At 73.2% G+C, this 26,613-nt stretch carries 24 protein-coding genes; 16 read left to right on the top strand and 8 right to left on the bottom strand.

Annotation, left to right across the window (positions count from 1 at the left end):
- Nucleotides 1-243 precede the first annotated feature (243 nt).
- The 16 genes from ACH4KB_RS02650 to ACH4KB_RS02575 all read left to right on the top strand — a co-directional run bounded on the left by ACH4KB_RS02650 (nucleotide 244) and on the right by ACH4KB_RS02575 (nucleotide 19,609).
- Nucleotides 244-1,785 (top strand): phage tail sheath family protein, encoded by a 1,542-nt coding sequence (locus ACH4KB_RS02650; RefSeq protein ID WP_398062854.1) that lies wholly within the window; start codon nucleotides 244-246, stop codon nucleotides 1,783-1,785.
- Nucleotides 1,786-1,847: 62 nt separating this feature from the next.
- Nucleotides 1,848-2,288 carry a phage tail protein gene (locus ACH4KB_RS02645; protein WP_398062852.1) on the top strand — a complete coding sequence of 147 codons (441 nt, stop codon included), beginning with the start codon at nucleotides 1,848-1,850 and terminating at the stop codon, nucleotides 2,286-2,288.
- On the top strand, nucleotides 2,285-2,785 hold the full coding sequence (locus ACH4KB_RS02640; protein ID WP_361870510.1) for a hypothetical protein: 501 nt from the start codon (nucleotides 2,285-2,287) through the stop codon (nucleotides 2,783-2,785). Before ACH4KB_RS02645 ends, ACH4KB_RS02640 begins: the two co-directional genes overlap by 4 nt.
- A complete protein-coding gene (locus ACH4KB_RS02635; RefSeq protein WP_003966147.1) occupies nucleotides 2,782-2,940 on the top strand; it encodes a DUF6760 family protein in 159 nt (52 codons plus the stop codon). Before ACH4KB_RS02640 ends, ACH4KB_RS02635 begins: the two co-directional genes overlap by 4 nt.
- Nucleotides 2,941-2,944: 4 nt before the next feature.
- On the top strand, nucleotides 2,945-6,169 hold the full coding sequence (locus ACH4KB_RS02630; RefSeq protein WP_398062850.1) for a hypothetical protein: 3,225 nt from the start codon (nucleotides 2,945-2,947) through the stop codon (nucleotides 6,167-6,169).
- Nucleotides 6,170-6,253: 84 nt separating this feature from the next.
- Nucleotides 6,254-6,679 (top strand): phage tail protein, encoded by a 426-nt coding sequence (locus ACH4KB_RS02625; RefSeq protein WP_398062848.1) that lies wholly within the window; start codon nucleotides 6,254-6,256, stop codon nucleotides 6,677-6,679.
- 49 nt (nucleotides 6,680-6,728) lie between these two features.
- Nucleotides 6,729-7,451: a LysM peptidoglycan-binding domain-containing protein gene (locus ACH4KB_RS02620; RefSeq protein WP_398062846.1), complete on the top strand. Its 723-nt coding sequence runs from the start codon at nucleotides 6,729-6,731 to the stop codon at nucleotides 7,449-7,451.
- Entirely contained in the window at nucleotides 7,448-9,229 is a 1,782-nt protein-coding gene (locus ACH4KB_RS02615) for a VgrG-related protein (protein WP_398062844.1), read from the top strand. Before ACH4KB_RS02620 ends, ACH4KB_RS02615 begins: the two co-directional genes overlap by 4 nt.
- A gap of 111 nt (nucleotides 9,230-9,340) precedes the next feature.
- Complete coding sequence (locus tag ACH4KB_RS02610; RefSeq protein WP_274033488.1) at nucleotides 9,341-9,658, top strand: PAAR domain-containing protein; 318 nt, start codon at nucleotides 9,341-9,343, stop codon at nucleotides 9,656-9,658.
- Entirely contained in the window at nucleotides 9,655-10,104 is a 450-nt protein-coding gene (locus ACH4KB_RS02605) for a GPW/gp25 family protein (protein ID WP_398062842.1), read from the top strand. Before ACH4KB_RS02610 ends, ACH4KB_RS02605 begins: the two co-directional genes overlap by 4 nt.
- A complete protein-coding gene (locus ACH4KB_RS02600) occupies nucleotides 10,104-12,065 on the top strand; it encodes a putative baseplate assembly protein (RefSeq protein ID WP_398062840.1) in 1,962 nt (653 codons plus the stop codon). Before ACH4KB_RS02605 ends, ACH4KB_RS02600 begins: the two co-directional genes overlap by 1 nt.
- Nucleotides 12,062-12,637 (top strand): phage tail protein I, encoded by a 576-nt coding sequence (locus ACH4KB_RS02595; protein WP_398062838.1) that lies wholly within the window; start codon nucleotides 12,062-12,064, stop codon nucleotides 12,635-12,637. The genes ACH4KB_RS02600 and ACH4KB_RS02595 overlap by 4 nt, the downstream gene beginning before the upstream one ends.
- A gap of 4 nt (nucleotides 12,638-12,641) precedes the next feature.
- Nucleotides 12,642-14,132, top strand: a complete 1,491-nt coding sequence (locus ACH4KB_RS02590) for an NADase-type glycan-binding domain-containing protein (protein ID WP_398063336.1) — start codon at nucleotides 12,642-12,644, stop codon at nucleotides 14,130-14,132.
- Nucleotides 14,133-14,582: 450 nt separating this feature from the next.
- Nucleotides 14,583-15,560 (top strand): terpene synthase family protein, encoded by a 978-nt coding sequence (locus tag ACH4KB_RS02585; RefSeq protein ID WP_398063334.1) that lies wholly within the window; start codon nucleotides 14,583-14,585, stop codon nucleotides 15,558-15,560.
- A 231-nt stretch (nucleotides 15,561-15,791) separates the two neighbouring features.
- Nucleotides 15,792-18,092 (top strand): peptidoglycan recognition protein, encoded by a 2,301-nt coding sequence (locus ACH4KB_RS02580; RefSeq protein WP_398062836.1) that lies wholly within the window; start codon nucleotides 15,792-15,794, stop codon nucleotides 18,090-18,092.
- A gap of 41 nt (nucleotides 18,093-18,133) precedes the next feature.
- Nucleotides 18,134-19,609, top strand: coding sequence for a carboxylesterase/lipase family protein (locus ACH4KB_RS02575; RefSeq protein ID WP_398062834.1), 1,476 nt, complete (start codon nucleotides 18,134-18,136; stop codon nucleotides 19,607-19,609).
- Between the two features lie 36 nt (nucleotides 19,610-19,645).
- Here ACH4KB_RS02575 and ACH4KB_RS02570 read toward each other — a convergent pair whose 3' ends face one another.
- The 8 genes from ACH4KB_RS02570 to ACH4KB_RS02535 all read right to left on the bottom strand — a co-directional run bounded on the left by ACH4KB_RS02570 (nucleotide 19,646) and on the right by ACH4KB_RS02535 (nucleotide 26,496).
- The gene (locus ACH4KB_RS02570; protein ID WP_398062832.1) at nucleotides 19,646-20,302 is read right to left on the bottom strand and encodes a ScbR family autoregulator-binding transcription factor; all 657 of its coding nucleotides are present in this window, start codon (nucleotides 20,300-20,302) and stop codon (nucleotides 19,646-19,648) included.
- 93 nt (nucleotides 20,303-20,395) lie between these two features.
- Nucleotides 20,396-20,557, bottom strand: a complete 162-nt coding sequence (locus ACH4KB_RS02565) for a hypothetical protein (RefSeq protein WP_398062830.1) — start codon at nucleotides 20,555-20,557, stop codon at nucleotides 20,396-20,398.
- A gap of 58 nt (nucleotides 20,558-20,615) precedes the next feature.
- Nucleotides 20,616-20,831, bottom strand: a complete 216-nt coding sequence (locus ACH4KB_RS02560; protein WP_265599251.1) for an EF-hand domain-containing protein — start codon at nucleotides 20,829-20,831, stop codon at nucleotides 20,616-20,618.
- Between the two features lie 39 nt (nucleotides 20,832-20,870).
- Nucleotides 20,871-21,683 (bottom strand): polysaccharide deacetylase family protein, encoded by an 813-nt coding sequence (locus ACH4KB_RS02555; protein WP_398062828.1) that lies wholly within the window; start codon nucleotides 21,681-21,683, stop codon nucleotides 20,871-20,873.
- Between the two features lie 428 nt (nucleotides 21,684-22,111).
- The gene (locus ACH4KB_RS02550) at nucleotides 22,112-22,627 is read right to left on the bottom strand and encodes an ATP-binding protein (protein WP_398063332.1); all 516 of its coding nucleotides are present in this window, start codon (nucleotides 22,625-22,627) and stop codon (nucleotides 22,112-22,114) included.
- A 274-nt stretch (nucleotides 22,628-22,901) separates the two neighbouring features.
- On the bottom strand, nucleotides 22,902-23,669 hold the full coding sequence (locus tag ACH4KB_RS02545) for an enoyl-CoA hydratase/isomerase family protein (protein ID WP_398062826.1): 768 nt from the start codon (nucleotides 23,667-23,669) through the stop codon (nucleotides 22,902-22,904).
- Between the two features lie 92 nt (nucleotides 23,670-23,761).
- Complete coding sequence (locus tag ACH4KB_RS02540; protein WP_398062824.1) at nucleotides 23,762-25,009, bottom strand: Ig-like domain-containing protein; 1,248 nt, start codon at nucleotides 25,007-25,009, stop codon at nucleotides 23,762-23,764.
- Nucleotides 25,010-25,254: 245 nt separating this feature from the next.
- The gene (locus ACH4KB_RS02535) at nucleotides 25,255-26,496 is read right to left on the bottom strand and encodes an Ig-like domain-containing protein (protein WP_398062822.1); all 1,242 of its coding nucleotides are present in this window, start codon (nucleotides 26,494-26,496) and stop codon (nucleotides 25,255-25,257) included.
- Nucleotides 26,497-26,613 lie beyond the last annotated feature (117 nt).

The following is a 26,613-nucleotide window of genomic DNA, read 5'->3' as shown; positions in this document are numbered from 1 at the left end:
GGCGGCTTCGGACCGTTCCGTAACACGTTGTTCCCGTTCTCTTCACGTCGCCCGGGGAATGCGGGCGGGTCCGCGAATACGGCTACCGGTCCGCCCGGCCCGCCGAGGGCAGTGTTACCCGGCGTACGGGGGCCCGGAAAGGCAGCCACATTGCCCCGCGTCCAGGACCCTGGGGCCTACTCCCCGCCCGGCCGGACGGTCGAGACTGGCCAGTGATCGAGTGACCGTCCAGAAGGAGCGAGCATGCCGTCGTACCTCACCCCCGGTGTTTACGTGGAGGAGGTGCAGTCCGGAGCGCGGCCCATCGAGGGTGTCGGCACCGCGGTCGCAGCCTTCGTCGGCTTCGCCGGGACGGGCCCCTTCCACCAGCCGACGCTGGTGACGAACTGGGACCAGTACGTGCAGACGTTCGGCGCCTTCACCGCCGACACCTATCTGGCGCACGCCGTCTACGGCTTCTTCGCCAACGGCGGCGGCGCGGCCTACATCGTGCGCATCGGCGGCCCCGCACAGGGCACGGAGGGCACGGCGCTGGGCGCGGTCGCCCAGGCCCCCGCTCCCGTCGCGCTCGGCGGGTTCCTCGTCTCCGCCAAGCCCGGCACGGGCGACGGCCTCTCCGTGGAGATCGCCGACGCCGAGGGCGAGAACCCCCCGGAGGACCGCTTCCGGCTGCTGGTGCGCCAGGCCGGCAAGGCCGTCGAGACGTACGACGTCTCCACCCGCAAGAACGTCAAGGGCTACCTGGTCACCCAGGCCCGCGACTCCAAGTTCGTCCAGGTCACCGAGCAGCCCGGCACCGCGCAGAGCCGCCCCGAGAAGCAGACCGTCGCCCTCGCCCCCGCCGCCGCGGGCGCCCCCGGCTCCGGTGTGGCACGGCTCGACGCCTCCGAGTACGTGGGCGACGCCTCCGCGCGTACCGGCTTCTCCGGCCTCGAAGCGATCGACGAGATCACGATGGTCGCCGTCCCGGACCTGATGAGCGCCTTCCAGCGCGGCGACATCGACGCCGAGGGCGTCAAGACCGTGCAGCTGGCGGTCATCTCGCACTGCGAGCAGATGGGCGACCGGGTCGCCATCCTGGACACCCCGCCGGGCATGAACGCCCAGCGGGTGCGCACCTGGCGCAACGAGGACGCCGGGTACGACTCGCGCTACGCGACGCTCTACTACCCGTGGGTCAAGGTCTTCGACCCGGCGAGCGGCCGCAACTCCCTGGTGCCGCCGAGCGGTCACGTGGCCGGTGTCTGGGCGCGCAGCGACGGCGAGCGCGGCGTCCACAAGGCCCCCGCCAACGAGGTCATCCGGGGCGCGGTGGACCTGGAGATCCGCCTCAGCAAGGGCGAGCAGGACCTGCTCAACCCGATCGGCGTGAACTGCGTACGCGCCTTCCCCGGCCGCGGCATCCGCATCTGGGGCGCGCGCACCCTCTCCTCCGACCCGGCCTGGCGCTACCTCAACGTGCGCCGCCTCTTCAACTACCTGGAGGAGTCCATCCTCCTGGGCACCCAGTGGGTGGTGTTCGAGCCGAACGACGACCGCCTCTGGTCGAGCATCCGGCGCAACGTCACCTCGTTCCTCACCGAGGAGTGGCGACGCGGGGCGCTGTTCGGCCGCACGGCCGAGGAGGCGTTCTACGTCCGGTGCGACCGGAGCAACAACCCGCAGGAGTCGATCGACCTCGGTCAGGTCGTCTGCGAGATCGGGGTGGCCCCGGTGAAGCCGGCTGAGTTCGTGATCTTCCGTCTCTCGCAGTTCTCCGACAGCACCAGCCTCGTCGACGAGTGACCCTCGCGGTCCTCCCCCACCCCTTCACTTTCACCATCGATCGGAACAGGTGACACAGAGTCATGGCAGAGGGCGACGCTCTTTCCACCCATATCTTCGGCGTACAGCTCGGTGGCTATCTCGTGGAGTCCATCCAGGAGATCAGCGGCATGACCGTCGAGGAAGAAGTCGTCGAGGTCCGTCAGGTGACCGCCGACGGCAAGCAGATCATCCGCAAGCAGCCGGGCGCCCGGCAGGCGGGCGAGGTGACGATCACCCGTGGGCTCGACCAGAGCAGCGAGTTCACCACCTGGATCAAGGAGACCCTCAACAACGGGGCCGTCGACACCGCGCGGCAGAACCTCACGATCGAGATCAAGGACTCGACCGGTGAGACCGTCCGCCGCATCCAGCTGATGCAGGGCTGGGCCTCCAAGTGGGAGGGCCCCTCCCTCAAGGCCGGCGAGTCCAGCGCGGCGACCGAGACGGTGACCATCACCTTCGAGGAGATCGTGGTCGAATGAGGCGCCGGACCGTTACGCCGGGCGGCGGCCTCGAAGAGGTCCTGGACAACCTCGCCACGGCGCCCGCCGCACGCGAGGAGGCCGCCGTTCCCGCGCCCGCCCGCCCCCGGGAACGGGAACGGGACACGCTCCAGACGGAGTTCGCCTTCGAGCTGCCGCGCGGGTACGTCGACGACGAGGGCCGTGTGCACCGCAGCGGCACCATGCGGCTCGCGACGGCCCGGGACGAGCTGCGCCCGCAGATCGACCTGCGGGTGAAGGAGAACCCGGCGTATCTGTCCGTGGTGCTGCTGAGCCAGGTGATCACCCAGCTCGGCACGGTCACCGATGTGCACGCCGGGATCGTCGAGCGGATGTACGCGACCGATGTGGCGTTCCTCCAGGACTTCTACCGCCGGATCAACAGCGAGGGCCACACGCATGCCGCGGTGACCTGCCCGCTGTGCCACGGGTCGTTCGAGGTGGACCTCTCGGGTGGGCGCCTGGGGGAATCGTGACGTACGCGCTTCCCCGGCTGCGGGAGGAGATCGCGTACGTCGCCTACCACTTCCATTGGCAGCGTGAGGACATTCTCGACCTCACCCACGGCGAACGTCAGCAGTGGGTGCGGGAGATAGCGCGGATCAACACCCGCGTCAACGAAGGCGGGTGATCGTGTGGGGCTCGGGGACTGGCTGCGCCGGGCGGACCGGCAGCGCTCCGGCGCGCCCTCGCGAGAGGGCGGCGGGCACGTCGGCGTGTCCGCCGTACCCACACCCGTCGGGAACTCCGGCCCGGATTCCGGCCCCGCAACCGCTTCCGGATCGGCATCCGGTTCCTCGGCGGCTTCCGGTTCCGGTTCCGGTTCCTCGGCGGCTTCCGGCGGGGAGGGCGGTGGCTGGGACGGCGGCTGGCGGCGGGTGGCCCCGCCGACGGTGACCGTCGCCCGGTCCTCGATCGGCGTGAGCGACGGGCTGCGGTTCCGTTCGCGGCTGGCCTCCTGGCAGAACCCGGCGCTCGGCGGCGAACTCGGCCACTCCGTCCTGCCGTCGGCCCCGGTCGGCCTCATCCACGGCGTCGCCCGCCCGGGCGGGGCCCGGACCACGTCCCCCGGCGGACCGCTGCTGCTGCGCGCGGTCCGGCCCCCGGGCGCCGACGAGCCCGCCGCGCCCACGACGGACCTGCCGCCCGCCTCGGTGAGCCGGGTGGCGGGCAGGGGCAGCAGGACGAACAGCGGTACGGGGACGGGCGAGCCGAGCCCCGGCTCGGCGACGGTCCAGCGGTCGAGCGCGGCGCGTGCCCCCTCCCCCGGCTCGTCCCCGGCCCCGTCCACGCCCACCGCGAACCGGTCGCCTGCGGCCGGTTCGCGTACGTCGGGCGGGTCGGGAAGCTCCCGCACATCGGGTACTTCGGGTATATCGGGTACGTCGACTGTGTCGGGATCGTCCGACCCGTCCTCCCCCACGGCCCCGCCCGGCTCCACGGCTCCATCCACGTCGTCCGTGTCCTCCGGTACGCGCCCTCCCGCCGCCGTACGTCCGCAGCGGATCGCCCCGCCGCTGATCGTCGCCCGGCGTCCGGCGATGCCGCTGCGGCGGATCGCCGGGCTCGTGCCCGCCACGCCCGCCGCCCCTTCCTCCTCGTCCGCATCCCCCGCTTCCGCCTCGGCCGCCGCGCCGTCCGCCGGAGCTGCTGCCCCCGTCGTCCAGCGGGCCGGGACCGAGCGGCGCAGCGGTCCGGACCGTGCGGTTCCGGAGGGCGAGGCCCCTTCTCCCGACCGTGACTCCGGCCGGCCCACCGCCGATGTGGTGCGCCCGGCCCTGGGCAAGCCTCTGCGCGAGATGCCCCCCGGAGCCAGGCCGGCCGGTGCCGACGGGCCGGCGGGCGTCGTCCCGTCAGCCCCCGCGACAGCCCACCCGGCGGAGATGCCGGTGCTCCAGCGCCAGGCTTCGGACCCGCAGAGTCCGCCGAGCTCGCCGGGCCTTCCGGCCACGACACCCGCGCCCCGTTCGACCGGCTCGACCGGCTCGACCAAGGCAGCGGCACCCGCCCCTTCGCCTGCGGCGGCACCGCAGCAGCAGCCGTCGTCGCCGCCGCCGGAGAGCCGTTCCCGTACGCCCCAGTCGACCCGGTCGTCCCCGTCACCTCAGCCGTCCCGGAGCACCCGGCCGTCCGGTTCGTCGACGCCGTCGGGGCCCTCCCCTTCGGTGCAGCCGGCACCGCGGGCCGACGCTTCCGGCAGCACACGGGCCCGTACGCGGGGCGGGATCGGCACGCCGCTGCCCTCACTGCCGCCCACGGCCCGGCTCCGCGGCGACGCACCGCTGCTCGGTGACCGCGCGCCCGCCGGGGCGCGGCCGGCTCCGGGCCGGCCCCCGGGCACCGGGCCCGCCGTTCCCGCCCCCGCTCCGGGGCCGCCGGGCGCGCCCTCCGCGATGCCGGTGCGGACGGCTTCCGTCCCGCCCGCCGTGCCCTCGGCACCCGCCGGTTCGTCGTCCGGAAGCGCGGCCGTCCAGCGCGCGGCGGCCCCCGCCCGCACCCGGACCGGTCCGGCCCCCACGGCTCCCCCGCCGCCCGTGCGCGTCCGGCCGATCGCCCGGGGCCGCGAGGCCCAGGGCTTCGTCGGCGCGACGCCGTCGCCCGTGGTCCAGCGGTCACGAACGCTGCTCTCCGGCCGCGCCCTGACGGTGAACACCGGTTCCGCCGAGGGGTTTTCGGCGCCTCCGACGACGGCGACGGCGGGCGGCGGCACCGCGCGTCCGGTCGTGGCGGCCACCTGGCGGCGCGACGTGCGGCAGCCGGGCACCGGCGCTCCGTCACCGGGCCCCGCCGACGGGCGGACCGGTGACAGGCCGAGCGTCGGCCTCCAGCGGCCGGCGTCCTCCGGCACGGCGTCCGGGGCCCTGGTCCAGCGCTCCGCGACCGCGAACCCCCCGCACCCGGGTGGTGACGCCTCCACCGACCGGGCCCCGGGTATCGCGAACCGGAACGCCGTACCCACCGACCGCCACGGCGGGAGCGCGCCGGGTCGCGCGCCGGAGACCACGGCCGCCCCCGGCGGTCGCGGTCCGTCCGCCGGTGGCGTACTCCAGCGACTCGTACGACGGACCGGGCGTGCCGCAACGCCCTCGCCCACACCGTCCGGCACGCCCTCGCCGCAGCAGGCTTCCGGGCCGACGACCCGCCAGGCTCCGCAGCGGGTTTCCGAGCCGGCGTCCCACCGGAGTCCGCAGCAGAATTCCGCACGGCACGCCGCGCCGGCCCCGGACGGGGCGGCCGCCCCGGCCACTCCCTCTGCCCCCGCCCCTGTCGTTCAACGCGCCGCACCGCTCCCGCACGCCCCGCCCTCCCGGCCGGGGATGCAGGGTGCCGTGCCGATGCCTCCGGTGTCCGTGACCGCCGCCGCCACGCGTCCCGTTCCCGTGGTCCGGCCACATCCGCCCGAAGCGCCGCGCCCGGAAGCCGCCGTACCCGTACAGCGGCTGGCCATGCCGGTGGCGCCCGACGGCGCCGGTCCACCGCTCACCGGACCTGCCCCTGCGGGCGGCGCCGCTCCCGGCGCATCGCCCGGACTCTCCGTACGGGTCCCGCCCCGCGCGCCCGCACAGGCCGCCGGAGCGGGCCGCCCGGAGAGCAGGGCGCAGGCGGTCCAGCGTGCGGCGGCGAAGGCCGGGATCACCGGGGTTCCGGTGCAGGCCGCCCCGCCGAAGCCCGCGGCCGGGGCGACGCGGGCGGCCACCGGCTCCGACGACGCTTCCGACGCCGCGTCGGCGAACCGGCTGAGCGGAACGGAGATCGAGGAGCTGGCCCGCCGACTCCTCGACCCGGTGAGCCGGCTCATCCGCGCCGATCTGCGCCGCGGCCGGGAACGCAGCGGCCGGCTCCACGACGGCCGCCGCTGACGGCACGATCGCCCCGGTCCGCCCCCGCACGACCGGCACCCCCGCACGCCCCGCACGAGAGACAGCAGAGAAGACGAGAGACGCATGACGGACAACATCTTCGCGACGAGCGTGTTCTTCAAGCTCGCGATCGGCGGCAGCGACCTGGGCGCGTTCCACACCTGCTCCGGCATGGGCGCCGAGGTGGAGATGGAGACGTACGCCGAGGGCGGCAACAACGGATTCACCTGGCAGCTGCCGGGGCGGATCAGCTGGACGAACATCACGCTGACCCGCCCGGTGACCGCCGACACCCTCAAGATCGCGCGCTGGCTGAACGAGACGATCCAGCGGGTCGAGCCCAAGGACGGCGAGATCGTGGCGCTCCGTCCCGACCTCGGCCGGATCGTCAGCTGGCAGGTCCACGGGATCGTGCCGGTGCGCTGGCAGGGACCCTCCTTCGACCCGGCCAACTCCGAGGCGGCGATCGAGACGCTGGAGATCGCCCACGAGGGCCTGGAACCCTCCTGACCGGCACCACCACAACCACCAGGAACCGGACGAAGGAAGGAGGAACGCAATGTCACCCGCTCTCCGCGCGAGCCGCGCTCGCGCCCAGCTGACCATCATGGAGCCGCCGTCGACGGTCGGCGCCAAGCCCGGCGGGGCGCTCGCCCGTCTCACGTTGCAGTTCAACCCGTCGACTCTGTCGCTGAGCAAGACCACCGAGTGGCGGCGCACTCCGTCCCGGATGGCCGGGCAGTCCGCGCTGCCCGAGTTCGTCGGCAGCGGGCCGCGGGCCCTGTCCCTGGAGATCTTCCTGGACGCCACCGCCACGCACGACAACTCCGTGGAGAAGGCGGTGGAGCAGTTGATGACCGCGTGTGTCCCCACCCCCAAGAGCCTGGCCCGCAAGACGCCCGCCAGCCCCTGGGTACGTTTCGACTGGGGGACGTCCAGGACGACCTCGTTCGACGGGGTGCTCTCCAACCTCTCGGTCTCCTACACCCTGTTCGACGTCGACGGGAAGCCGCTGCGCGCCACCTGCTCCCTGTCGATCGAGGAGGCGAGCAGCGGCCCGGCCGGCCAGAACCCCACCTCGGGTTCGAAGGAGGCACGGCGCACGCACCGGGTCGTGGCCGGGGACAGCCTGCCGCTGCTGGCCTGGCGGGAGTACGGCGACGCCACCGCCTGGCGGACCATCGCGCACGCCAACGACATCGACGACCCGATGCAGTTGACCCCCGGCCGGGAACTCCTGGTGCCCGGCCGGGCAGACCACCTGACGGAGGAGAGCCGATGAGCGGCAAGGAAGCCCCCGGCCGTTCCTTCGCCGCCGACCCGGTCGTCGAGGCGCCCGCCGCGCTGCCCGCCGCCTGGGCCACCCAGCTGGTGAGCTGTGTGGTCGACGAGAACGTGGGTCTGCCGGACACCGCCGTACTGATGTACCGGGACCCCGACCACACCTTCCTCACCGCGACCGGCATCGGCATGGGCACCCCGCTGAAGATCTCGGTCGTCACCGCGCGGGACCGGGCGCCCGAGCGGCTGTTCACCGGGGAGGTCACGGCGGTCGAGCTGGACACCGACACCACCGGATCGTTCACCGTCGTGCGGGCGTTCTCCAAGGCGCACCGGCTCCAGCGGGGCCGGAAGGTCATGGCGTACCGGAACATGAAGACGGCGGACATCGTCCGCAAGGTCGCCGCCGGCGCGGGCCTGGCCTGCGGGCGGGTCGAGGCCGCGCCGGTCACGTACAAGCAGGTGACCCAGCCGAACGTGTCGGACTGGGAGTTCCTCCAGCACCTCGCGGCCGAGAGCGGGGCCACCGTGCGGGTGGACGACATGGGCCGGCTCCAGTTCACCAGGCCGGACCCCGCCTCCTCGGCGCCCTCGCCCTCGACCTCCGCCACGAACGACCCGATGGTCCTGGAGTACGGGAACAACCTGCTGGCCCTGCGTGCGGTGCTGACGGGTGCGGACGGGTCGGACAGCGTCGAGGTGCGCGGCTGGAACGTCGACACCAAGACCCGGCTGGTGGCCCGGCAGCAGTCCGTCCGCAGCGACACCGTCGTCCCGGGGATGAGCCCGTCGACGGCGGCCAAGATGTTCGGCTCGGGCTCCCGGACCACCATCGCCGACACCCCGTACCGCACCCAGGCGGAGACCCGGGCCGTGGCCGGTGCGCTCGCCGCGTCGGTCAGCGCCGGCTTCGGGGAGATCGAGGCGGTCGCCTACGGGAACCCGCAGCTGCGGGCGGGTACGCCGGTGGCCCTCGGCAACGTGGGGCCCGCGTTCTCCGGCCGCTACACCGCGACCGCCGCGCACCACGTCCTCGAACCGGACACCGGCTACCGCACGACGGTGATCGTCAGCGCCTCGCCGGACCGGTCGCTCTCGGGCCTGGCGTCCGGCGGCAACGCCCCCTCGCGCGGCCCGCGCATGCCGGGCCTGGCGATCGGCGTGGTCACCGACATCCGCGAGGAGGGCCGGGGCCAACGCGGCTGGGTGCGGCTGAAGTTCCCGTGGCTCGACGACACGTACGTCACCGACTGGGTCCGTACGGTGCAGTGGGGCGGCCAGGGCGGCGGCGGGGTGTTCAGCCCCGAGGTCAACGACGAGGTGCTGGTCGGCTTCGAGCAGGGGCTGCTGGACAGCCCGTATGTGCTCGGCGGCCTCTACAACGGGGTCGACAAGCCCTCGCCGCACGACGTCCCGCTGGTCGACCCGACGAGTGGGAAGGTCAACCGGCGCTCCCTGGTGTCCCGTTCGGGAAACCGGCTGGAGCTGCTCGACGCCCCGCGCGGCCCGTCCGGGGTGCGCATCGCCAGCGGTGACAAGCGGCTCGACGTGATGCTCGACGAGAAGAAGGGCGAGATCACGCTGACGGTGAAGGCCCGCGGCGGCACCCGGGAGCTCAGCTCGGTGACGCTGTCCGCGTCGGGCATCACGCTCGACGCGGGGGCCACGGGCGACGTGAACATCACGGGCCGCTCGGTGACCGTCAACGGCAAGACGGGGGTCACGGTCGACGGCGGGCTGCTCGCGGTCCTCAAGGCCAAGCTCATCAGGATCAACTGACCGCCCGACCGCCCGTCCGCCCGTCCGCCCGACCGTCCGGACCGACCGCCCGCCCGCCCTCTAGTCCCCGATTTCCCCGAAGCCCCTTTCACAGCAAGGAGAACCCCGGCCATGCCCCCCGCAGCCCGCACGGGCGACAGCACCGCCCACGGCGGTCTCATCGGCACCCCGCCCCCGGGTGCGGTGGCCGTGGCCACCGTGTTCATCGGCGGCCGGCCGGCGGCCGTCACCGGGAGCCTCCATGTGTGCGTCATCCCTCCGCACGCCCTGCTCGGGCCGGGCAACGTGATCATGCCCAACCCGGCCGGCGCGCTCACCGGTCAGGTGCTCATCGGCGGGCTGCCCGCCGCCCGGATGACGGACAGGACCAGCTGCGGCGCGCCCATCATCAGCGGTGCGCCGAACGTCCTGATCGGGGGCCCGATGTGAGCGGCGGCGGATTCATCGGGCGCGGCTGGGGCTTCCCGCTGCGGGTCGGGCCGACGGGCGGGATCGCGCTGGTCGAGCGGGACCGGGAGATCGAGGAGGCGATCGGGCTGGTCCTCGGCACCGCGCCGGGCGAGCGGCCGATGCGCCCGGAGTTCGGCTGCGGCATCCACGACTACGTCTTCGCGCCCGGCGACGGGGCGACGGCCGGGCGGATCGCGCAGGAGGTCCGCACCTCGCTGGAGCGGTGGGAGCCGCGCATCGAGGTGACGGACGTGGTGATCGCGTTCGACGCCATCGAGGAGGGCACGCTCTACATCGACGTGCACTACACCGTGCGGGCCACCAACGACCTGCGCAACCTGGTCTTTCCCTTCTACACGATCCCGTCGTCGGAGGGCTCTTCCGAGAGCTCGTCCGGGGCCGCTCGGGAAGCGGGAGTGCGCTGATGCCCCTGCCTTCGCCCAATCTGGACGACCGGCGCTTCCAGCAGCTCGTCGACGAGGCCAAGCGGTACGTCCAGCAGCGCTCCCCCGAGTGGACCGACCACAACGTGTCCGATCCCGGGGTCACGCTGATCGAGACGTTCGCCTACCTGGTCGACCAGTTGCTGTACCGGCTGAACCGGGTGCCGGACAAGAACTACGCGGCCTTCCTCGACCTGCTCGGCGTGACCCTGTTCCCGCCGTCCGTGGCGCGGGCCGACATCGATTTCTGGCTGTCCGCGCCGCAGCCGGAGACCGTGCTCCTCCCCGCGGGCACCGAGGTCGCCACCGCGCGCGGGGAGGCCGAGGAGCCGGTGGTGTTCTCCACCCCCGACGACCTGCCGATCGTGCCGAGTTCGCTGGTCCGGCTGGTCACCGCGCCGGTCTCCGGCGAACAGACGGACCGGACCGGGCCGCTCGGCGCGGGCAAGGACATCCCGTGCTTCCAGGCCCGGCCGGAACCCGGCGACGCCCTGCTGTTCGGGCTGCCGACGGCCGTTCCCCGGTGCATCGTCGCCGTCCGCCTCGACAGCCGGGTGGAGGGCGTGGGCGTGGACCCGCGTCAGCCGCCGCTGGTGTGGGAGGCGTGGGACGGGGCCCGCTGGGTGACGTGCGCGACCGGCACCGACAGCACCGGCGGGCTGAACAGGCCCGGCGAGGTCATCGTGTTCGTCCCGGCCGGGCACACCCCCTCCGTGGTGGCGGGGACCCGGGCGGGGTGGCTGCGCTGCCGGGTCACCGCCCCGGAGCCGGGCCAGCCGTTCTACTCGGAGTCGCCGACGATCCGGGAGGCCGAGGTGTTCACGGTCGGTGGCACGGCTGCGGCCGAGCACGCGGAGACCGTCCTCGACGTGCCCCTCGGGGTGTCCGAGGGCGTCGCCGGGCAGCGGTTCTCGGTGAGCCGGGCCCCGCTGCTGCTGGACGGGGAGCCTTTGGTCGTCCAGGTGTCGTCGGACGAGGGCTGGCAGGTGTGGACCCCGGTCGAGCACTTCGGCGCGTCCGGCCCCGGTGACCGGCACGTGCGGATCGACGCCGTCGCCGGGGAGTTCGCGTTCCCGCCGGAGGTGCGGGAGCCGGACGGCACGATGCGCGCGTACGGCGCGGTGCCGGAGAAGGGCGCCCAGCTCCGCGTTCCGCGCTACCGGACGGGCGGCGGCGCGGCGGGCAACGTCGCCCGGGGCGCGATCTCCGTGCTGCGCAGTTCGGTGCCGTACGTCGCGGGCGTGGACAACCGGGAGGCGGCGACCGGCGGCGTCGACGGGGAGACCGTGGAGAACGCGAAGGTCCGCGCGCCCAACATCCTGCGGGTGCAGGAGCGGGCGGTGACGGCCGAGGACTACGAGGTCATCGCCCGCCAGGCCGCGCCGTCGCTGCGCCGGGTGCGGTGTCTGCCGGCCGTGGCGGGCGAGGCCGGGGCGGTACGGGTGCTGGTGGTGCCCGACGCGACGCCCGACGAGGACGGCCGGCTGCGGTTCGAGCAGCTGATCCCCTCGGACCCGGTGCTCGCGGCGGTCACCGAGCGGCTCGACGAGCGGCGTCTTGTCGGCACCAGGCTGCTCGTGGAACCCCCCGCCTACCAGGGCGTCACGGTCGTCGCCCGGCTGGTGGCCGCGCCCGGCGATGTGGACCGGGTCCGGGTGGAGGCGCTGGAGGCGCTGTTCCGGCACATCGACCCGTTGCGGGGCGGGGCGGACGGCCAGGGGTGGCCGTTCGGCAGGCCCGTGCAGTACGGGGAGGTCTTCGCCGTGCTTCAACGCGTGGAGGGGGCCGGTCTGGTGGAGGACGTCCGGCTGTTCCCGGCGGACCCGATCACCGGGCGGCGCGGGGCGGCGGTGGACCATGTCGACGTGGCGCCGGGGGCGTTGGTCTTCTCGCACCAGCACCAGGTGGTGGTCACCGCGAACGGGGCCGGTGAGGGCGTATGACGCGGGCCGCGGTACCCGGGCTGCCCAGCCGGTACCCGATCGGCGAACTGCTGCCCGCCCTGTACGCGGACGACGACCTGGCCCAGCGGTTCACGGCGGGCCTGGACACGGTGCTGGCCCCGGTCCTGTCCACCCTGGACAACCTGCCCGCCTACTTCGACCCGTCGCTGGCCCCGGCCGACTTCCTGCCCTGGCTGGCCTCCTGGGTGGGCGTCGAGACCGATCCGGCGTGGCCGGTCGAGCTGCGCCGGGCCGTCGTCGCCCGCGCCGTGGAGCTGCACCGGTGGCGCGGCACCCGGCGGGGCCTCGTCGAGCGGCTGCGGCTCTGCTGCGGTGTGCACGCGGACGTCCGGGACGGCGGGGGCGCCACCTGGTCGGCCGAGCCGGGCGCGGCTCTCCCGCCGCGGCCGACCGGTGAACTCCTCGTCCGGGTCTGGCCGGTGCGCGAGGGCGTCGCGGTGGACGCCCGCCGCGTCCTGGACGTCGCCACCGCCTCGTGCCCCGTCCACCTCACCTGCCGGGTGGAGGTCCTGCCGGGCCCGCCCGGAGAGCCCGAACAGACAGGAAGCTGACGTGATGCGTTCGTGCCCGGCGTGCGGTACGGCCAACGGCGAGACCGACGACTTCTGCGGCGGCTGCGGCGGCTACCTGGGCTGGTCCTCCCAGCCGGCGCGGCCGAAGCGAGCGGCGGCTCCGGAACCGGACCCTGAGCCGGGACCCGAACCGGACCCTGAGCCGCGTCCCGAACCGGAGCCGGACCCTGCGCCGGAACCGGCTGCGGCGGCGGAAGCACCAGTGGCGCCGACAGGACCCGGGCCCGCGCCGACCCCGACCCCGGCCCCGCACGCGCCGACCCCGACCCCGACCCCGGCCGGGCCGACGCCGCCGACGCCCACGCCCACGCCGCCGCCGCCCGCAACGGACCCGGGTCCGCCCTCCCCCGCGCCCGCCCCCGACGCGCCGGAGCGGCCCGACCAGCCGCCGCGCCCCGAACCGGCGCCCTCGGAAGGCCCCGAGCCGGCCGCGCGCCCCGCCCCCGCGCGCCCCGGACAACCGCCGACGCCGCCCCGCCCCGCCCCCGCGCCCGGGCGTCCCGCGACGCCTCCCCCTCCCGCGCCCGCCCCCGTACCGCCGCAGCCCACGGCGCCCCCGGCGAACCCCGTGCCGGCGGCTCCGCCCGTGCGTCCGGTCCGGCCCGCGCCCGCCCCCGTACGCCCCGGAATCCCGGATTCCGCACCGGTCGCCGCACCGGCCTCCAGAAATGCGTCCGCCGGGGACGGCGGGGACGAACCCATCGGGGCGGTACGGCCGGCCAAGCCCGTGGCCCGGCGGCCCGTCGTGCGGCCGGTGGAGGCGGACGAGACGCCGGACGGTCCCCCCTGCCCGGCCTGCGGCACGCCGAACCTGCCGGGCAGGCAGTTCTGCCGGCGGTGCGCCGCTCCGCTCCGGGCCCGGGAACAGCCCGCCGCCCTGCCGTGGTGGCGCACCGTGTGGCCGTTCCGCCGCCGGGTGCGGGGCGGTTCGGGCCGGGCGCTGCGGCGGACGCTGCTGATCCTGGTCGTGGCCGGGCTGCTGGTGGCGGGCTTCCTGTTCTTCCCGCTCGGCCGCTACGTCTACGAGGACGTCCGGGACAAGCTCGGCGGCACACGGGAGATCAGCCCCTCCGGGGTGACCGCCAGCGCCGCTGCTCCCGGTCACCCGGCGAGCGCGGCGTTCGACAGCCAGACGAACAGGTACTGGGGCGCCCCCGCGCTCGGCGCGTCGTTGACCTCCTCGTTCGGGACGCCGTTCCGACTGGTCGGCGTCGTGGTGCACACCGGCGTGTCGAAGGAGCCGCAGGAGTTCCGGCGGGGCGCGCGGCCGACCCGGGCGGAGCTGATCGTCACCACGAAGGACGGCAAGGCGCACAAGAAGACGGTGACCTTCAACGACAAGCCCGGCAAGCAGGAGACACGGTTGGGCATCAGCGACGTCGTCTCCGTGGAGCTGGTGCTGCGGGAGGCTGCCGGCCAGGGCGAGGGGCGGCCGATCGCGGTCGGCGAGGTCGAGTTCTTCAAGCGCACCTGAGCAGAGACGCCCGGGGCCGGAAGACGTCATTCCGCCCTTCACGCGACACGCCCGGCCCCCTCCCGTGACTGCCGCACCAAGGGCCCCGTGGCGTCACCAACTACCCAGTAGCGATCAGAGAGTTATTGACGATCAAACATTTTCGGTCACAAGTGGCTTCCCTCCGCCCCCCAACCCGGGGTTGACTGGGCATTACCCATGGTGACGCGCCCGGCCCACCGGCTCGCCGACCCTGCCCCGGCGCCCCGGGCTCGCGGCGGAGGAAGGAGGACAGCGATGCCCCTCCCACCTCGCACATCGCCCCGTCGCCCGGCCGCCGGGCTCTCGGCCGGCGGGCTCTCAGCCGGCGCGTCCCTTGCCCGATCACCCGGAATGCGTCGTTCACATCGTCCGCCCGTATTCATCAGACGAGGGGCAGCTATGAGCCAGATCACGTTACCGGCGTTTCACATGCCGTTCCAGAGTGCTGGATGTCATCCAGGCCTGGCGGAAACTCGTGAGGCAGCCTGGGAATGGGCCGAAGCCGAAGGGCTCGACCTGTCCGTACCGGCCCGGAAGAAAATGATCCGGACACGCCCGGAACTATGGATTTCTCTCATCTTCCCCCAGGCCGCGCAGGAGCATCTCGACCTCTTCTGTCAATGGCTCTTCTGGGCCTTCCTGGTGGACGACGAGTTCGACGACGGCCCGGCCGGACGCGATCCTCTGATGTGCGAGACGGCGATCACCCGCCTGGTGGACGTCCTCGACGGCTCCGCGCCGAGCGGGCCGATGGAGCGGGCGCTCGCCGGGCTGCGGGACCGCACCTGCCGCGGCCGGTCGCCGCAGTGGAACCGGCAGTTCCGGCGGGATACGGCCGCCTGGCTGTGGACGTACTACGCCGAGGCCGTGGAGCGCGCCGCCGGACAGGTGCCGAGCCGGGCCGATTTCGCCAAGCACCGGCGGGATTCGGTCGCCATGCAGCCCTTTCTCTGCCTTCACGAGATCACCGCCGGAATCGACCTCCCGGATTCCGCCCGGAGCCTGCCCGCCTATATCGCCCTGCGGAACGCGGTCACCGATCATTCCGGGCTCTGCAACGACATCTGCTCCTTCGAGAAGGAGGCCGCTCTCGGCTACGAGCACAACGCCGTACGGCTGATTCAGCGCGACCGGGGTTGCACCCTCCAGGAAGCGGTCGACGAGGCCGGTATCCAATTGGCCCGGATCGCCGAGCGGGTGCAGCGGGCGGAAAGGGAACTGATCGAGGAGATCGACGCTGCGGGCATCGGCGGCCCGACCCGGGCGGCCCTGGAGCGCTGCGTCCAGGACTACCGGGGACTCGTACGGGGTGACTTCGACTACCACGCGCGCGCCGAGCGCTACACCCGCCCGGATCTGGTGGAGCTGGACGAACGGGACTCGCTGTCCCAGTACTTCGCCGCCTGAAAGACCCGCCAGGCGGCTCCCCGCCCCACCCGTCGCGGCGGTCCGAACGTCTCCTGCCGGACCGGGGCGGGTGAGGTGAGGTCCGGCCCGGTCGCGTGGAAGACTGAGGCCCGCAAGCATGTCCCGGGTCGCCCCTCCGACCGGGCCGACGGCGACGTCGTGCCCCCGGTCAGCGACTGACCGGCCGGAATGCCCTGCCTTCCAGCCAGCGTCGTCCCCGGGGAATCACACGTGAGAGCACAACGAAGAGTCTGGACCACGGCCGCCGTCACGACGGCGGCCGTGGCGGGAGTCCTGGTCTTCCAGGGCGTGACCGGCACCTCCGACGCCGACCGCGACCGCGACGGGCGGGCGGCGGACGCCAAGTCCGCCCCGGTGAAGTCCGATGTGCACAGGACCGCGCTGAAGACCTCGCCCGACGGCGGCTCCGCGTCGCTCGCGCGGCGCGACACCGAACCGTTCAGCCTGCTCGGCGTCACCTGGACCGATCCCGCCGCCAAGGTGACGGGGAGCGTCGAGGCCCGTACCCGCTCCGCCGCCACCGGCGAGTGGACCGGCTGGCTGCCCCTGGACACCGAGATCGACGGCCGCACCGAGACCGGCCGGTCCGGCGTCCGCGGCACCACCGAACCCCGTTGGGTCGGTCCCTCCAACGGCGTCGAGGTCCGCGTCCGCGCCGGTGACGGCACCCGGGCCGGACTGCCCGACGGGCTGCGGCTCGACACGGTCGACCCGGGCGGCGACACCACCCCGCTGGTCGCCGAACCGGCCGCGTTCAGCGTCGACGAGACCCCCTCCGAGGAGCCCACGCCCGGGGAGGAGCCCACGGCCGCCCCGCCCACGGAGGAGCCGGCCGAGGAGCCCACGGACGAGCCCTCGCCCACCCCGACCACGGAGACGCCGGCGCCGCCGAGCCCCACGCCGAGCCCGAGCGCCGCGTCCCCGACGCCGTCCGCCTCGCCGACGACGCCCACCGGCTCCCCGTCCCCGACGCTCCCGCCCGTCCCGCCGTCCACCGTTCCCCAGCCGCCGATCGTCTCCCGGGCGGCCTGGAAGGCCGACGAGTCGCTCAGCACCGAGGCGCCCGACTACCTGGACCAGGTCAAGGCCGTCTTCGTCCACCACACGGCGCAGACGAACGCGTACTCCTGCGCCGACTCGGCGGCCATCGTGCGCGGTCTGCACACCTACCACGTGAAGTCGAACGGCTGGAAGGACCTCGGCTACAACTTCATCGTCGACAAGTGCGGCACGGTCTTCGAGGGCCGCAAGGGCGGTGTGGACCGGCCCGTGATGGGAGCCCACACCTACGGCTTCAACCGGGACACCACCGGTATCGCCGTGATCGGCATGTACACCGACACCAAGGCCGCCACCGCCGCGACCACCTCGGTCGCCCGGGTCGCCGCGTGGAAGCTCGGCCAGTACAAGGGCGACCCGGCCGGTTCCGTCCAGCTCACCGCCGGGGCGAACGGCAAGAACATGGCCCACAAGCAGTTCGTCGCCGGACAGCAGTACGCCTTCCCCCGGATCTCCGGGCACCGGGACGGGTTCGCCACCGAGTGCCCCGGCCTCTCCCTCTACCACCAGCTCCCCGCCATCCGCTCCCTGGCCGCCGGACCCGTCACCGGTCTCACCATCACCTCGGTGACCGGGGCGAACGCCTCCGGCTCCACGTACTACACCCGGTCGAAGATCACCGTCGGCTGGAAGGCGGCCACGCCGTCCTCCTTCGTCAAGGGCTACGAACTGCTCGTCGGCGGAAAGCCGGTGGCCACCGTCAAGGGCAACGTCACCTCCGCCCCGGCCACCCTCGCCGCCGGCAAGCACTCCGTGCAGGTCCGGGCCACCCACCAGTCGGGGAAGACCTCCCTGTCGCCGGTCGCGACCGTGGTCGCCGACACCGCACCGCCGGTCTTCTCCACCAAGCCGTCCCTCACCCTGCGCACCGGCACGGTGAACGCCACCGCGGTCCCCCTCACCCTGAAGTGGAAGGCCACCGACGCCGCCTCCCTCAAGGAGGTCCGGCTGACCGCCCCCGTCGCCAAGACCTACGGCCCGACCACGAGCAGCGCCTCGCACACCGCGAAGCCCGCCGTGGCGACCGCCTGGAAGATGACGGCGTACGACCGCGCGGGCAACACGGGCGCCGCCACGGTCTCCGGCACCCCGGTGATCCTCCAGGAGTCCGCCGCCACGAAGGGCGGCAAGTGGACCACGAAGTCCTCCGGCAGCTACCTGGGCGGCAAGTCGTACACCAGCAGCGCCAAGGGCGCGAGTCTGACCTGGACGTTCACCGGCCGGTCAGCCGCCTGGGTGGTGTCGCGGGCCGCCACTTCGGGGCAGGCATACGTCTACGTCGACGGGAAGAAGGCCGCCACGGTGGACCTGAAGTCCTCGGCCACCAAGTACCGACAGGCGATCTGGACGAAGTCCTGGTCCTCCAGCGCCAAGCACACGGTCAAGATCGTGGTCGTCGGGACGACGGGCCGCCCGGCCCTGACCACGGACGGGTTGGTCTACCTGAAGTAGCCGCACCGCCCACCGCACCGCGAGAGGGGTTGGCACGCATCATGTCCGACATCGTGGCGGGAACTCCCCCGCTGGTGAGGACCGTGCACGGCACCGTGCGCGGTGCGGTGGAACGGGGCGTCGCGGTCTTCCGCGGCATCCCGTACGCGGCTGGGCCGGTGGGCGCGCGCAGGTTCCGCGCGCCCGGTCCCCCCGAGCCGTGGACGGGGGTGCGCGAGACCGTGGCGTACGGTCCGACGGCCCCGAAGCGGCCCTACGCCCCGCCGCTGGACCGGCTGTTGCCGGATCCGGCGGTGCCGGGCGACGACTGTCTGAACCTGAACGTGTGGACGCCGTCGCCGGAGCGGGGTACGGCCGGGCTGCCGGTGCTCGTGTGGATCCACGGGGGATCGCTGGTGCACGGCTCCTCGACGGTGCCGGTGTACGACGGGTCCGCGTTCGCCCGGGACGGGGTGGTCCTCGTCTCGGTCAACTACCGCCTCGGCGTCGAGGGCTTCGGCGTCTTCCCGGACGCGCCCGCCAACCGGGGGCTTCTGGACCAGCTGGCCGCCCTGGAGTGGGTGCGCGACAACATCGCGGCGTTCGGCGGCGACCCGGACCGGGTGACGGTGGCCGGGGAGTCGGCGGGGGCGGTCAGCATCGCCGCCCTGCTGGCCTCGCCCCGGTCGGCGGGGCTGCTGCGGCGGGCGGTGCTCCAGAGCGGGGCGCCCGCCGCGCTGCCGCCCGCCGCCGCGCGCGGGACGACCGAGCGGATCGCGAAGCGGCTCGGGGTCCCCGCGACGGCCGCCGCGCTGGCAGCCGTGGACCCCGAGGCGCTGCTCACCGCGCAGACCGAGGTCACCGGCGGCGGGAACCCGCTGACCGGCCGCGACTCCTTCCAGCTGGTCGTGGACGGCGAACTGCTGCCCCACGACCCCGTGGAAGCACTGCACGCGGGCGCGTCGGCCGGGATCGACCTGCTGCTGGGGACGAACACGGAGGAGTACCGGCTCTGGTTCGTGCCCGGCGGGCTCACCGAGAGGATCAGCGCGCTGCGGCTCCGCCTCGCCCTGCTGAAGTTCAAGGTGCCGGGCGCCACGGCCCGCGCCTACCGCGCCAACCGCCCGGACGCCACCCCCGGTGAGATCCTCGGCGCGCTCGCGACGGACCTGCTGCTGCGGGTCCCGCTCAACCGGCTGGCCGACGCCCGGACGGACGCGCCGGGCGCCACGTACGTGTACGAGTTCGGCTGGCCCACCCCCGTACAGCGCCTGGGCGCCTGTCACGCGCTGGAGCTGGGCTTCGTCTTCGACACGCTCGCCCACCCCGACACGATGGCCCTGACCGGCCCGGACGCCCCGCAGGAGCTGGCGGACGCGATGCACCGGGCATGGGTGGACTTCGCGACGGACGGGGACCCGGGGTGGCCGTCCTGGGACGCGCGGCGGCCCGTGACGGTCTTCGGCCCGGGCGCACCGGAGCTGGTCCTGGCCCCGCGCGACGACGAGTTGCGCGGCTGGAAACCGTACCGGCGCTGAGACCGCACGGAGATCCCGTACGGATCGGGCCGGGGGTCAGCGCTGCCGCGCCGTGTCCGCGGGTGGCGCGCCCAGGCGCAGCCGGGTGAGGACGGCGGGGCGGGCGAGGCCGGGCATGATCAGGGCCCACATGGCGCTGACCTGCTGGTGCAGGGCGTCGCGCTCGTCGAGGGCCAGGGCCAGGAGCTGCACTCCGCTGTAGCAGCCGACGATGGTCCGGGACGCCTCCTCCGGGGTGACGTGGTCCTGGAGCTCGTCGGCGGCACGGGCGGATTCGAGGACGGCCGTGACGGCCCCGAGCGGGCCCGCGTAGCTCTCGGCGGTCAGGTAGGGGCCCGGCTCGATCGACAGGCGCACGGCGGCCCGCAGGACGGGGTCCTCCAGGATGCCGGCGGTGTAGAGGTGGCTGATGTCGATCAGCGCCTGGAGCCAGAACTTGGGCGCCGGGCCCGAATCCGCCTGTTCGGAGATCTGCTGGAAGAACGTGTGCTGGCGGTCCAGGATCGCGTTGCCGAGCTGTTCCTTGCCCTCGAAATGGTGGTGGAAGGCGCCGCTGGAGACTCCGGCCCGGCGCAGGATCTCCGGGGTCGACGCTCCGGCGTACCCGGCCCGGTCGATCACGACTCCGGCGGCCTCGACGAGCCGCCGGACCGTCTGCTCGCCGCGGTCTCCGCTCTCCTCGTGCTCCCGCATCGCCGTGACGCCTCCCTCGGTCGTCTCCGACGCTACCCGGGGGCCCGGCAACCCGCTTCCGGTACGCGGCCGGATGTCGGGCATCCGTCCCTTTCAGGGCCGCAGGGAGATCCAGTGCGGGTCGGGGACGACGGTGAGGATCGCCGAGACCACCACGACCAGGCCCAGCACGAGCTGTTCCCGGCGGGCCGGCAGGTGGGCGACCGACGGGTCGGTGTCCCGGAGCATCCGCCGCCGGGCCGCCACCGCCGGCACGCCGGCCATCCGGCGGCGGCCGGGCCCCGATGGACGCGGGACCGGCCGCCGCGGCGGATCAGGCCTTGTTCTGCGAGGCCCAGAACTCGTCGAAGGTGAGCAGGCCGTCGCCGTTGGCGTCGTGGGCGTTGATGATCGCCTGCGCCACCGTCTCGGTGACGAAGGGGTCGCCCAGCTGGGCCATCGCGCTCTTGTACTCGTTGGCCGTGATGAGCCCGTCGCCGTTGTTGTCGAACCGCTCGAATGCCGTCCGCGCCGACTCGATGTCCGCCACAGTTCCGCCCCTTCGTGATGCCGAATGTCAGGGGTCAGATTATCGGGCCGTCCGGGTGACATCGGCGGCCGGTCGGCCCAGCAGCTCCGTGGCCGTCACCGCGCGCAGCCCGCGGCGGCCGATCTCGGCGAGAAGCAGCGGCAGCGCGTCGACGGTGACCGGCCGGCCGAGACTCAGCTCCACCACCGATCCGTTGCGCAGCTCCCCCGCGACCTTCCGGGTGACGGCGGCGACGCGGGTGGCCGCGTGGTCGAGCGACTCCACGTCGCAGCCGAGGACATGGGGGTAGCCGGACCGCTGGGCGAGGCGCTGGAGGAGCGGGGAGGCGTACGCGGTGGGCGAAGGGCGGAACCAGGTGCCGATGGACCCGGTGAGCCGGCGCAGTCGCCGGGCGCACGCGGCGATCTCCTCGTACGCGGCGCGTTCGTCCAGGGACGCGAGGTCGAGGTGGTGCTCGGTGTGGTTGCCGATCTCGTGGCCCCCGTCGATGATCCGGCGGGCCAGGCCGGGGTGTTCGGCGAGCCAGGCGCCGACCGCGAGCACCGTGACGCGCGCGCCGGCCTGTTCGCACCGGGCGAGTGCGGCGTGGGCGAGGTCCGGGTCGCCGCGCCCGTCGAAGGTGAGGGCGACGCGGGGCCGGTCGCGGGGACCGTGCGCGATCCGGAAGGGCAGGCCGGGGAAGCGGTGCGGGGCGGGGGCGGCGGCCTCGCCGGGAGGGCGGGTGACGGCCGCGGGTCCGGCGGCGCCTGCCCCGTCGTTCCGGGCGCAGCCCGCGGCGAGGGCGGCGGCCAGCGCCCCGGCCCCCGCCCCCAGCGCGCCCCGGCGGCCCATCGGGGCCCTCTGTCCGGCCATGCCCGACCCGTCCATGCCCGACCACCTCGCGCTCCGCGGGTTCCACCGATTCCCGGACACAGTAGAGGCAGGATGGGCGAAATGAGCTGATTGAGCAGCTCATCGGATGATCAATGAATCATTCAGGCATCGCCATAAAGATGCATGGAATGCCAGGCGAGTGACCGAGCACACCTGCGATTCAATCGAGCGTTGCCCGTTTGTTCATTAAATATACCGACAAGTCGCTTTGGCACCGGGGTCGCCCGTCTGCCATAGTCGGAGCCACGACCCCCATTGACCCGGGCCAGGTCGCCACGAGCGGCCGTGGACACACCCCCCATTCCACGGCCCCCGCCAGAAGCCCCCGCAGCGCCGCACCACGGCCGACCGGGGGCTTCTGCGCATCCGGGGGCTTCTGCGCAACCGATGGAAGGCGCCGGACCGCGTCAGCGGTCGGAGATGCGCATCTCGAACCAGGTGGTCTTTCCGCGCGGCAGCAGATCCACCCCCCAGCGATCGGAGAGCTTGTCGACGAGGAAGAGCCCGCGACCGCTGATGTCCATCTCGCGCACCGGCATCAGACACGGCAGCCCGCGCGAGGGGTCGCGCACCTCGATCCGGATCCAGCCCCGGCGACGGACCATCCGTAACCCGAAGGCCCGGGCCCCGGTGTGGCGCACCGCGTTCCCCACGAGCTCGGAGACGAGGAGCACCGCGTACTCGGCGGTCTGGGGCGAGAGGCCCCACTGGCGGAGCACGACGCAGGAAGTGATGCGCCGGGCCGTCGCCGCCGACTCCGGGAGGGACGGCAGCCGGACCTCCCCCTCGGTCGGATTTCCGAACAACTCCAGCGCCTTGAACGCCTGTTCGTCATCCATGGTCGACGTCCAACGTGCCGCGGTCGCGCTGCTGCGCGGTCGCGGCTGATCCACACCCTCCAGGCCCGCCATGCCCACCATCATGGCCGGACGCATCGCCCGCCGGGGCCGTTCCGGAGGAATCCGCACCCCGGAACAGCCCATGACACGGAGGGCTCTTGGCATATGCCCCTGGCAGAACAGTTCCCCGAAAGGCCCCGCCGACCTGCGGCGATGCCCTTCCTGATGAGGACGATCGAGCAGAAGGCCGCACCGGGCCTTAAGGTTGCCTTAAGGTCCGGATAATCCGCTCTGACGGATGAACTCCCCGCGCGGGACCGTCCGACCCGACTACCGGGCCACCCGTTCTGACTACCGGTCAGCCGAACGTGGCCTTGCCCGGACCTTCCTCGACGAAACTGCGCATGCCGCGCTCGCGGTCCTCCGTGGCGAACAGACCGGAGAACCAGTTCCGCTCGATCGTGAGCCCGGTGTCGATGTCCGTCTCCAGCCCGGCGTCGATCGACTCCTTGGCCGCGCGCAGCGCCAGCGCGGGCCCCTTGGCCAGCTTGGCGGCCCAGGCGTGCGCCTGCTCGTAGACCTCGGCGGCGGGAACCACCCGGTCGACCAGACCCAGCGTCAGGGCCTCGGCGGCCTTGACCATACGGCCGGTGAAGATGAGGTCCTTGGCCCGCGAGGGGCCGATCAGCCGGGCCAGCCGCTGAGTGCCGCCCGCACCCGGGATCAGGCCGAGGAGGATCTCCGGCTGGCCGAGCTTGGCGTTGTCCGCGGCGATCCGGAAGTCGGCGCAGAGCGCCAGCTCGCAGCCGCCGCCGAGCGCGTAGCCGGTGACGGCTGCGACGACCGGCTTGGGGATGCGGGCGACGGCGGTGAAGGCGTCCTGGAGGCCCTTGGACCTCAGGACCATCGCCGTGTGGTCCATCGCCTGCATCTCCTTGATGTCCGCGCCCGCCGCGAACACCTTCTCGCCGCCGTAGAGGATCACCGACCGCACGTCCTCGCGCCGGGTCGCCTCCTCGGCCAGCTCCCGCAGCCGGTCCTGGACCGCCACGTCCAGGGCGTTCATGGGCGGCCGGTCCAGGAGGATGGTGCCGACGCCGTCGCGTACTTCGAGGGTCACAGTCATGGAGGCAGGTTAACCACTGCTAACGCCGGCGGGCCCGGTGCCGTTGGTCACAGCACCGGGCCCGCCGGTCGATCGGGAAGCGGAAGGAAGGCCTACTTCTTCCACTCCTCCCAGTCCATGTTCCAGCCGTTGAGGCCGTTGTCCGGCTGGATCGTCTTGTCGTGCGAGTTCTTCACGATGACCACATCGCCGATCAGCGACCTGTCGTAGAACCAGGCAGCGGGCGTCTGGTTGTCGTAGCCGCCGCGCACATCCCGCAGACCGACGCAGCCGTGGCTGGTGTTGGAGTTGCCGAAAATGGAGGACGCGCCCCAGTAGTTGCCGTGCAGGAAGGTGCCCGACGTGGACAGCCGCATGGCGTGCGGCACGTCCTTGATGTCGTACTCGCCGCCGAAGCCGACGGTGTCGCCGTTCATCCGGGTCACCTTGAGCTTCTCGCTGATGACCATCTGACCGTTGTACGTGGTCGTCGCCGGGGCGCCCGCGGAGATCGGGATGTCCTTGATCTGCTTGCCGTCGCGGACCACCTTCATCCGCTTCGCGCTCGCGTCGACGGTGGAGACCTGGCTGCGGCCGATGGTGAACGACACCTTCTTGGCCTGCTTGCCGTAGACGCCCGGCCGGCCTTCGACGCCGTCGAGGTTGAGGTCGACGGTCACCTTGGTGCCCGCCGCCCAGTACTTCTCCGGGCGGAAGTCGAGACGGTCGTTCCCGAACCAGTGGCCCTCGATCTCGACGGCCGGCTCTGCCGTCACCTTGATCGCCCGCTCCACCGCGTCGGGGTCGGTGATGCCCCGGGTGAAGTTGATGGAGACCGGCATGCCGACCCCGACGGTCGAGCCGTCCTCCGGCGTGTAGTGCCCGATGAAGGTGTTGGCCGGGACGAGCGTGGTGAAGGTGGTGTCCTTCGCCGACTCACGTCCCTCCGCGTCCTTCGCCACCGCGTGCACCGCGTACTTCGTGGCGGCGGCGAGGTGCCGTTCGGGCGTCCAGCTCGCGCCGTCGGCCGCGATCTCGCCCTCGATCTCGTTGCCCTTGGGGTCGGAGACCTTCACCGTGGTCAGCTTGCCCCGCGTGGCGCCGATCTTCAGCGCGCCGCTGGTCGCCACGGACTCCGCACCGTCCTTGGGCGCGATGGTCACCACCGCCTGCGAAGCGGTCGTGTCCTCCTTCTTCGCGCTGCCCGCCGGCCCCTTCTCGTCCCCCGCGCCGGTGTCACCGCCGCCGCACGCCGTCACCAGCAACAGCAGTGCTCCCAGAACCAGGGCCAGAAGCCCAGGTCCGCCGCGCCGCTTCCCGCTCGCCCCGGCCGATGCCCCCGATATCGGCTGCCCGTTCACTGTGGTCGTCTCCCCTCGCACGGCCCGGCTCCCGCCAAGGCCCGCACCCCCGCGCGCCGAACATGCGCGCCGCCGCAAGATAATCACATCGCGAGCGGGGTGAACTCCCTCCGGAATGTCACCGTTCCGTACCAGTGGTCCGGGGAAGCTGCGCAGGTGGCGCGCGGTGCCGGGGCGGGGGCCGGGGAGCGGCGGCCGGGGTGCGGGGTGCGGGGTGCGGGCGAAACGTGGCGGGGTCCGGGGCGTCAGTGCAGGGCGGAGCCGGCCTTCCACTTCTTCCAGCCGAGGTTCCAGCCGCTGAGCCCGTTGTCCGGGGCGACCTTCTTGTCCTTCGAGTTGACCACCTCGACCACGTCGCCGATCAGGGTCCGGTCGAAGAACCAGCCGCCGGGCGTGGAGCCGCTGCCGCCCTTGGCGTCGCGCAGTCCGACGCAGCCGTGGCTGACGTTCTCCTCGCCGAAGACCGACTCGTCGGCCCAGTAGTTGCCGTGCAGGAAGGTGCCCGACTCGGTGAGCCGGATCGCGTGCGGCACGTCCTTGATGTCGTACTCGCCCCTGCCCTTCTTGTCCGTGAAGCCGACCGTGGCCCCGTTCATCCGGGTCACCTCGTGCATCTCGGTGACCACCATCTTCCCGTTGTACGTGGTCGTCTTCGGGGCCCCCGCGGTGATCGGGACCGTGTCCACGAGCTCTCCGTCCCGGCGCACCTCCATGGTCTTCTCCTCCGCGTCGACCCGGGAGACCTGGGAGCGGCCGACCGTGAAGACGACTCTCTTGTCCTGGCTGCCGTAGACCCCCGGGGCGCCCTCGACGTCGCGCAGCCCGATGTCGACGGTCACCTCGGTGCCGGGCTTCCAGTACGCCTTGGGGCGGAAGTCGAGGCGGTCCTTGCCGAACCAGTGGCCGGAGACCTCCACCACCGGATCGGACGTCACCCGGATGGCCCTCTCCACCGCGGCCCGGTCGGCGATCGGGCGGTTGAAGGAGAAGGAGACGATCATGCCGGTGCCGACGGTGGAACGGTTCTCCGGTTTGAAGTACCCGATGAAGCGGTGCTCGGGGACGAGCGTGGTGAACGTGGAGTGCCGGGCGGAGCGGCGGCCCGCCCCGTCCACGGCCACCGCGTCGATGCTGTACTTCGCGGCGAGGGCCAGCCGCCCCGCGGCGGGCTCCGGCTTCCAGGACCTCCCGTCGTCGGTGATGCGCCCGGCCACCGTCTGCTGGTGCGCGTCCTCGATCCGCATGACCTTCACGCTCTCCAGCCGCCCGTCGGGGACCTTCACCGCGACGCGGGTCTCCTCGTCGACGTCCTCGGCGTCGTCCTCGGGGAAGACGCTGATCACGTCGCCGGAGGATCGCGCCTTGCCGTTGAACACGGCCTCCCGGGCCTCGGTGCAGCCGGTCAGAAGGGCCAGCACGGTCAGCAGTCCTGCCCATGTCAGCACGGCGGCCGAGCCGGCCCGTGCGCTCTTCGCTGTGTGGTTCACGCTCCCCCCAACGACCGGGGCCGGTCGGGGGAAACGTGAGTGCGGGCCGTCCGGTGGGCAGAACAGAGGGGAGGACTACCCGAAGAGGCCGTGGCCGGGACGCCGCGCGCCACTCGT

This window comes from Streptomyces sp. NPDC017520 (genome assembly GCF_044329855.1).
In the GTDB taxonomy this organism is placed as follows: Bacteria; Actinomycetota; Actinomycetes; order Streptomycetales; family Streptomycetaceae; genus Streptomyces.
This window is presented reverse-complemented; position numbering and strand designations above follow the sequence as displayed.

What these genes read in the sequence shown, in the direction of transcription:
- ACH4KB_RS02650 (WP_398062854.1), top strand. Translation starts at nt 244, where the DNA reads ATGCCGTCGTACCTCACCCCCGGTGTTTACGTGGAGGAGGTGCAGTCC.
- ACH4KB_RS02645 (WP_398062852.1), top strand. Translation starts at nt 1,848, where the DNA reads ATGGCAGAGGGCGACGCTCTTTCCACCCATATCTTCGGCGTACAGCTC.
- ACH4KB_RS02640 (WP_361870510.1), top strand. Translation starts at nt 2,285, where the DNA reads ATGAGGCGCCGGACCGTTACGCCGGGCGGCGGCCTCGAAGAGGTCCTG.
- ACH4KB_RS02625 (WP_398062848.1), top strand. Translation starts at nt 6,254, where the DNA reads ATGACGGACAACATCTTCGCGACGAGCGTGTTCTTCAAGCTCGCGATC.
- ACH4KB_RS02620 (WP_398062846.1), top strand. Translation starts at nt 6,729, where the DNA reads ATGTCACCCGCTCTCCGCGCGAGCCGCGCTCGCGCCCAGCTGACCATC.
- ACH4KB_RS02615 (WP_398062844.1), top strand. Translation starts at nt 7,448, where the DNA reads ATGAGCGGCAAGGAAGCCCCCGGCCGTTCCTTCGCCGCCGACCCGGTC.
- ACH4KB_RS02610 (WP_274033488.1), top strand. Translation starts at nt 9,341, where the DNA reads ATGCCCCCCGCAGCCCGCACGGGCGACAGCACCGCCCACGGCGGTCTC.
- ACH4KB_RS02600 (WP_398062840.1), top strand. Translation starts at nt 10,104, where the DNA reads ATGCCCCTGCCTTCGCCCAATCTGGACGACCGGCGCTTCCAGCAGCTC.
- ACH4KB_RS02595 (WP_398062838.1), top strand. Translation starts at nt 12,062, where the DNA reads ATGACGCGGGCCGCGGTACCCGGGCTGCCCAGCCGGTACCCGATCGGC.
- ACH4KB_RS02590 (WP_398063336.1), top strand. Translation starts at nt 12,642, where the DNA reads ATGCGTTCGTGCCCGGCGTGCGGTACGGCCAACGGCGAGACCGACGAC.
- ACH4KB_RS02585 (WP_398063334.1), top strand. Translation starts at nt 14,583, where the DNA reads ATGCCGTTCCAGAGTGCTGGATGTCATCCAGGCCTGGCGGAAACTCGT.
- ACH4KB_RS02575 (WP_398062834.1), top strand. Translation starts at nt 18,134, where the DNA reads ATGTCCGACATCGTGGCGGGAACTCCCCCGCTGGTGAGGACCGTGCAC.
- ACH4KB_RS02570 (WP_398062832.1), bottom strand. Translation starts at nt 20,302, where the DNA reads ATGCGGGAGCACGAGGAGAGCGGAGACCGCGGCGAGCAGACGGTCCGG.
- ACH4KB_RS02555 (WP_398062828.1), bottom strand. Translation starts at nt 21,683, where the DNA reads ATGGCCGGACAGAGGGCCCCGATGGGCCGCCGGGGCGCGCTGGGGGCG.
- ACH4KB_RS02550 (WP_398063332.1), bottom strand. Translation starts at nt 22,627, where the DNA reads ATGATGGTGGGCATGGCGGGCCTGGAGGGTGTGGATCAGCCGCGACCG.
- ACH4KB_RS02545 (WP_398062826.1), bottom strand. Translation starts at nt 23,669, where the DNA reads ATGACTGTGACCCTCGAAGTACGCGACGGCGTCGGCACCATCCTCCTG.